Below are 5,332 nucleotides of genomic sequence, written 5' to 3' on the forward strand. Positions count from 1 at the left end.
ACGGCCGCATCCTCGCTGGGGAAGCGTGGCTGGATCTCAGCAACCTGACTGGCGAACCCGCCCCCCTGCCCCGTAGCGAGGGCAAGCGAATTCTCTACGGCAGCACCCTCATAGACGGAGAACTGATCATAGAGGTGGAAGCACTGGGGACAGAGACCCAATACGGTCAGGAATTAGAACTCGCTGAAGCGGCCCCCCTCCAGCAAACAGAACTGAGTGACTATGCCAAGGCCGTAGGACAAACGCTCGTCCTCCCGACCCTGGCCCTCTCTGCGATCCTCTACCTGCTCACCCAAAACCTAGAGCGGGCCCTGGCGCTCCTCCAGCTTGATCTGATTACGGGGATTCACCTGTCTACCCCCACCGCCATTCTGGCCATGATGAAGCGGGCGCAGCGATTGCAAATTGACGTGCGCTCGGGTCGGGTGTTTGAAACCCTCGCAGCGGCCGATACCGTCGTCTTTGCCCGCACAGGCACCCTGACCGAAGCCGACCTATCCGTTGTTGACGTGCAGATCGCGCCCGGAGCCGAATCTCTACTGCCTAATTCAATCGCCGACCCAGCCCCTGCCCTGCTGGCTCTGGCCGCCGCTGTCGAGCAGTGCGACCAAACCGAGTGGCAGCACCCTGTCGCCCGCGCCATCATAGCCAAAGCCAGCGCCCTAGGATTAACGCTGCCCCAGAGCGAAGCCTGCTACCCAAGACAGGGCCCCGGGCTGGGAGTCTCCGCTCAGATTGATGGGCAACGGGTGGTGGTCGGCAGCCGCAACTATCTGCAACAGGCCGGCGTGTTCTTTCCTGAAGAATTTGACGGGCCAGCAGGTAGCCAGGACGGGCAACACCACGGCTACTGGTATGTCTATGCAGCGCAGGGGGGTCGCTTGCTGGGGCAGATTGTCTGCTGTGCCCAGGTGCGGCCAGAGGCAGAGGCGGCGATTGCCCGTCTGAAACATCGGGGGATGACCGTATACATGGTCACGGGCGGGGCTCCCCAACTGGCAGCAGCAATTGGTGCCCAAGTAGGGCTTTCCCCCGACTACATTCGCTCCGAACTCAGCCCCCAGGATAAAAAAGAGTTCGTCTGTCAACTACAAGCCGCAGGCCATACCGTAATTTACATGGGGGAAGGGATGGATGACTACCCGGCTCTGCGCTACGCCGATGTGGCCGTCGGCACCCACCAGTCCTACCAACCCATCCGGGATATTGCTGACCTGACTTTGCCCCAGGGCCGCCTCACGACGCTGGTGACTGCCTTTGAACTGGCCGATGCGGCGATCGCCACGGTGAAGCAAAACATCGCCCTGATTACTCTGCCCAACCTCACGGCCACTACCCTCGGCGTGCTGCTGCTGCTCGATCCAGTGCTGGTGGTGACGATTAATAACACTGCCAACCTGCTGGCCTTGCTGAATGCCCTCCGCCCATTTTGGATGGAGAACTAATGGGGAATCAGCCGTGGATTTTTTCCTGGAGATCCGATCCAAGACAATCCGTGAGCTTGGAGGAGTGCGCTTCAGGTTCTATTGCACCCCTCCCGTTTGCAGCGGCAATGAATGCAGCGACCATTAATCAGGTTTGAATGCCCAGCAGCACAGAAACTAGATAAAAGTAGAGCAGTAGCCCAGTAAAGTCTTTGATCGTGGTAATGAACGGATCGGCAGCCGGGCCATGATCAAAACCGAGCCTGAGAAGAAGCCAGGGCAGCAGCGCCCCCAAAACGGCGGCTAACGTAATCACTGCAAAAAGGGATAGCCCAACGGCCAGCCCAAGCTGGGGCACCCCGTTGGGGGCACCCTGCCAGAAATAGGCGATCGCCCCCCCAACCGTCCCCAAGATTGCGCCCATGATTGCGCCAATGCGGAATTCCCGAAATAAGTAACTTCCGTAATGCCGAATATCAATATGGCTCCAGGCCAGCCCACGAGCAAACACCGTCGTAGATTGGGTTCCCACATTTCCGCCCATGTCCATCACCACCGGAATGAAAATTGCCACAACAACGACAGCTTCTAAAATTTCCTCGAAGTTTTGAATCACCCCCCCAACCACCATGCCGCCAATTAGCGTGATGATTAGACACAAAATCCGAAGCTGAACCGCGTAGCGAATCGGCCCGCGAACCAACTTTTCACTCCAGGCTTGGTCACGGGTTAGCAGTCCCCCGACCCCTGCTTGGGCCAGAGCCGCGCTCGATGCTTCCTCTTCGATCACGTCAATTACATCGTCAAAGGTCAGATCGCCGACAAGCCGTCCCTCGCTGTCTAGCACTGGAACAGCAGGCAGGTCGTAATCTTTGAGCAAACGCGCCGCCTGCATTTCGGGCGAAGTAGCGCTGATGGCAATATCCCGTCCGTCCGCCAACTGCTCAATCAGTAGTTCTGGGTTGGCTTTGATCAGGCGCACGGTGCGGACAAAGCCTCGATAAACCCCCTGCTGGTCAATAATAAACACCAAGTCCAGGTCATCATCTCCAAGCTGGGATTCTCGCACGGAGGCCAGAACTGCACTGACTTTTGTGCCTTCTCGTACCGCTAGATAGCGCAAGCTCATCCGCCGCCCAGCACTTCCTTCGGGATAGCCCAGCAGCAAATCGACTGCCTCGCGGGAGGTGGGTCTGAGCTGGGTAAGGAGGCGCTTGGTGACCTTGGCAGGTAACTCTTCAAACAAACGAACCCGCTGTTCGGGTTCAAGGGCTTCTAGAATCGGCAAAATTTCCGGATCAGACATCTGCCGAATCAGGTCAGCTTGCCCATCGGGACTGAGCATTTCAAAAACGGCGATCGCCTTATCCTTATCCAGCAGTCGAAACGCCAGAACCCTCTGGGGTAGGTCAATCTCTAGCAGCGATCGCACTAGCTCCGGTACGCTCAGTTGATTAGCCGTTAGCTTAGCTGCACCCAACCCCTTTGGCTGGTTCAGTAGTTCTTTGAATGTGTTTTGCGTCATGAGAAATCTCCCCTCGTTGACAGTTGAACGGGTTATACCAATTCTCCAAAAGCTAGCTACATGACCCATTAGTTTGTAGTAAGGACTTAAGTCCTTACTACAAGCTATCTGTAGCAGGGTAGGCGGTTGATTGTTACCTTTTACTTACGTCATTTGTGTCTCCTCTTTCTGATTGAGTACAACGCTCTACAGGCTGCGAACCATGATGCCGCGTAGGGCAGAAGTGGCGCGGCAGAATTCGCTGGTCATGGTGGCTACAAATTCCTCGCGCATCGCAGTCGGCAGATTGGCAAAAATCTGATGGCGATCAATGGGGCGCAGAGCCGCCAGCAACCAGATCGCTTCTGGCAGATCCATCTCCTGAATCAGCTTTGCCTGCTCACTCACCTGAAGCTGCTTGAAGACTGAAACGGCTTTGTCTTTTTCGAGCAATAACAGAATTAACCCCTGCCGATGAAGGGGGATATAGGGCAGCGATCGCGCGATCTCAGTCACACTGAGTTGATTAATCTGGCGCGCCATCACGTCCAGCCCAGTCAGGCTTTCTAATAAGCTATCCAGTACTGTGCAAGGCATCATTCATCTCCCCATAGCAAAAAAATTGAGAACCATTTTGTGTGCCAGAATTAATCACCGCAATCATCGATCTCCCACCAATCGGGATAATTACAATCGGGGCCATCCGTAAATGAAACTGACGGCGGCTGCGGGACACTCAACAACTCGAAAACAGCCGCTTGAAATTCTTCGTTTAATTTGGCGATCAAGCCGTCGATCGCCCTAGTAGGCAGGCTGGCCAATAGCTGATGGCGCTCTCTGGATTCCATCGCTTCCAGGATCTGCATCAGGGCTGCCGCATTCATGGTTTGCAACAACTCTACCTGGATCGTGGGTGGTAGATAAGGCAACACCGCGATCGCCAACCCTTCTCCCAAGAGTTCAAAAGCAAGCAATCGTCGTTCCAGATCAATTTCAGTCAGCGATCGTGCCCGCTCTTCAATGCTTTGAAGGTGAGTCAAGGCTGCTGAAATTTCTTGCTTTAATGGGGTCAAGGCATTGTCAGCCATCGTTCACCTCCTGAATGACTTCTGGAATGAAACCACCGCTAACGGTGAGAACTGAAAACTTGCAGGCATCGACAAGTCGCTCGCTTCTCCTGCCACTCAAGCCAGAGCATCGTGACCCGCAAACCACAAAACAGCAAGAATTGTTGCCAGAGAGAATGGCTGCAAGCAGGTTCATCGGGTACAGGCAAATTTAAGCGCAGTAAGCGAATGGCATCGTCTGCTGCTGCACGTTCTGCATTCCGGGCCAAGGTTATTAAAATCTCTTGACGAGCTTTCATGGATTCACGGTTTGCCAGAGCGCAATAGAGAGAAAATGCCAGTCGCCTGCTGCGATAACGCTGCCTCAAGGCTCTGCCCAGTTGGGTACGGAGTCGCAAGAATTGGGTCGCCATGCTGCCCTTTTTTTTAATAGCCATCCAGCGCGGAGGAGAGGCGATCGCCCGCAGTGTCCTTCAATGGCAATCGAGTATCCAAAGCATCTTGCTCCTGCACTGAGCTTTGATCGCCATCAGCCACCAAAGACAGGTAGGGCTGCAACTCGTCCCAAAGGGTCAGCAATTGCGGATAGAGATCCTGGGTTTGAAGTTTTCCCCCCGTATGCAGGCAGGCTAGCAGGGACACTCGATGGGCAAAGGACTGGAGATGCGCGTTAAATTCCACGCTGAATGGATCTTTGACCCCCCGATAGCGGGCAATCGGGCCGGCAAATTGTTGGAGTTGCGTTTTTTTCATGATTGCCTCCTTTGTGTGGATGTGTCGCTTGGTTTGTTAGGAAATTTTCACCACAGAGGCACGGAGGACACAGAGTTTCTTGGTGGGCTTTGTGTCTTCGGTGCTTCAAACCTAAAGATGAGAGAGTCACTGCAACAGCAGGATCAATACCGAGGTCGGCGCTGTTGGGGAACGCCCTGTTTCATCAGCACCACCACAATGAAGTAGACCAAAACGTAGTACCCGATAAAGGTGGCAGCAACAGCGAAAAGCGCTACCCAGATGTTTTCTAACACCAGCATTGACCCAACCTCCAAATCACAGATAAGAATGAAGCGAAACACAAACTAGAAACAAATCAAATCTTGACTCAGGAAAGGCGCTAGCTACCCCAGCTAGCCGGAGCCTTACGGGATAGCTAGCACTCGCGAGAGGAGAACTTGCGCCCTATAGCCACTTGCCAAAGGTACGGATATAGAACCCTTTGAGAGATTGAGTCAGCAGGCAGTAGGAACCTAGAATCAACCACAGCCAAATAAAATAATTGGCTGGTAGGGGCACCATGCCCAAGCCCGCTCCGATGGGGGTGAAAGGCAGGATCATGC

General features: G+C 54.5%; 6 protein-coding genes. 1 reads left to right on the forward strand and 5 read right to left on the reverse strand.

The window, feature by feature from the left end:
• The coding region (locus IGS51_RS12525; RefSeq protein WP_297078695.1) for an HAD-IC family P-type ATPase at positions 1 to 1,445 on the forward strand (1,445 nt) is incomplete at its 5' end.
• A gap of 127 nt (positions 1,446 to 1,572) precedes the next feature.
• On the opposite strand, the gene mgtE is transcribed toward IGS51_RS12525, so the two are convergent.
• From mgtE to IGS51_RS12550, 5 genes are all read right to left on the reverse strand, one after another.
• On the reverse strand, positions 1,573 to 2,949 hold the full coding sequence (mgtE, locus tag IGS51_RS12530; protein WP_297078696.1) for a magnesium transporter: 1,377 nt from the start codon (positions 2,947 to 2,949) through the stop codon (positions 1,573 to 1,575).
• 186 nt (positions 2,950 to 3,135) lie between these two features.
• The gene (locus IGS51_RS12535) at positions 3,136 to 3,528 is read right to left on the reverse strand and encodes a hypothetical protein (protein WP_297078697.1); all 393 of its coding nucleotides are present in this window, start codon (positions 3,526 to 3,528) and stop codon (positions 3,136 to 3,138) included.
• A gap of 47 nt (positions 3,529 to 3,575) precedes the next feature.
• A complete protein-coding gene (locus IGS51_RS12540) occupies positions 3,576 to 4,016 on the reverse strand; it encodes a hypothetical protein (RefSeq protein WP_297078698.1) in 441 nt (146 codons plus the stop codon).
• 405 nt (positions 4,017 to 4,421) lie between these two features.
• A complete protein-coding gene (locus tag IGS51_RS12545; protein ID WP_297078699.1) occupies positions 4,422 to 4,748 on the reverse strand; it encodes a hypothetical protein in 327 nt (108 codons plus the stop codon).
• A 143-nt stretch (positions 4,749 to 4,891) separates the two neighbouring features.
• Positions 4,892 to 5,029, reverse strand: a complete 138-nt coding sequence (locus IGS51_RS12550; RefSeq protein WP_297078700.1) for a hypothetical protein — start codon at positions 5,027 to 5,029, stop codon at positions 4,892 to 4,894.
• Positions 5,030 to 5,332: the final 303 nt, after the last annotated feature.

This window comes from Thermoleptolyngbya sp. M55_K2018_002 (genome assembly GCF_015295965.1).
Classification (GTDB): domain Bacteria; phylum Cyanobacteriota; class Cyanobacteriia; order Elainellales; family Elainellaceae; genus Thermoleptolyngbya; species Thermoleptolyngbya sichuanensis.

Bases quoted from the DNA above. Each gene is read 5' to 3' on its own strand.
- IGS51_RS12545 (WP_297078699.1), bottom strand. From the start codon at position 4,748: ATGAAAAAAACGCAACTCCAACAATTTGCCGGCCCGATTGCCCGCTAT.
- IGS51_RS12550 (WP_297078700.1), bottom strand. From the start codon at position 5,029: ATGCTGGTGTTAGAAAACATCTGGGTAGCGCTTTTCGCTGTTGCTGCC.
- mgtE (WP_297078696.1), bottom strand. From the start codon at position 2,949: ATGACGCAAAACACATTCAAAGAACTACTGAACCAGCCAAAGGGGTTG.
- IGS51_RS12540 (WP_297078698.1), bottom strand. From the start codon at position 4,016: ATGGCTGACAATGCCTTGACCCCATTAAAGCAAGAAATTTCAGCAGCC.
- IGS51_RS12535 (WP_297078697.1), bottom strand. From the start codon at position 3,528: ATGATGCCTTGCACAGTACTGGATAGCTTATTAGAAAGCCTGACTGGG.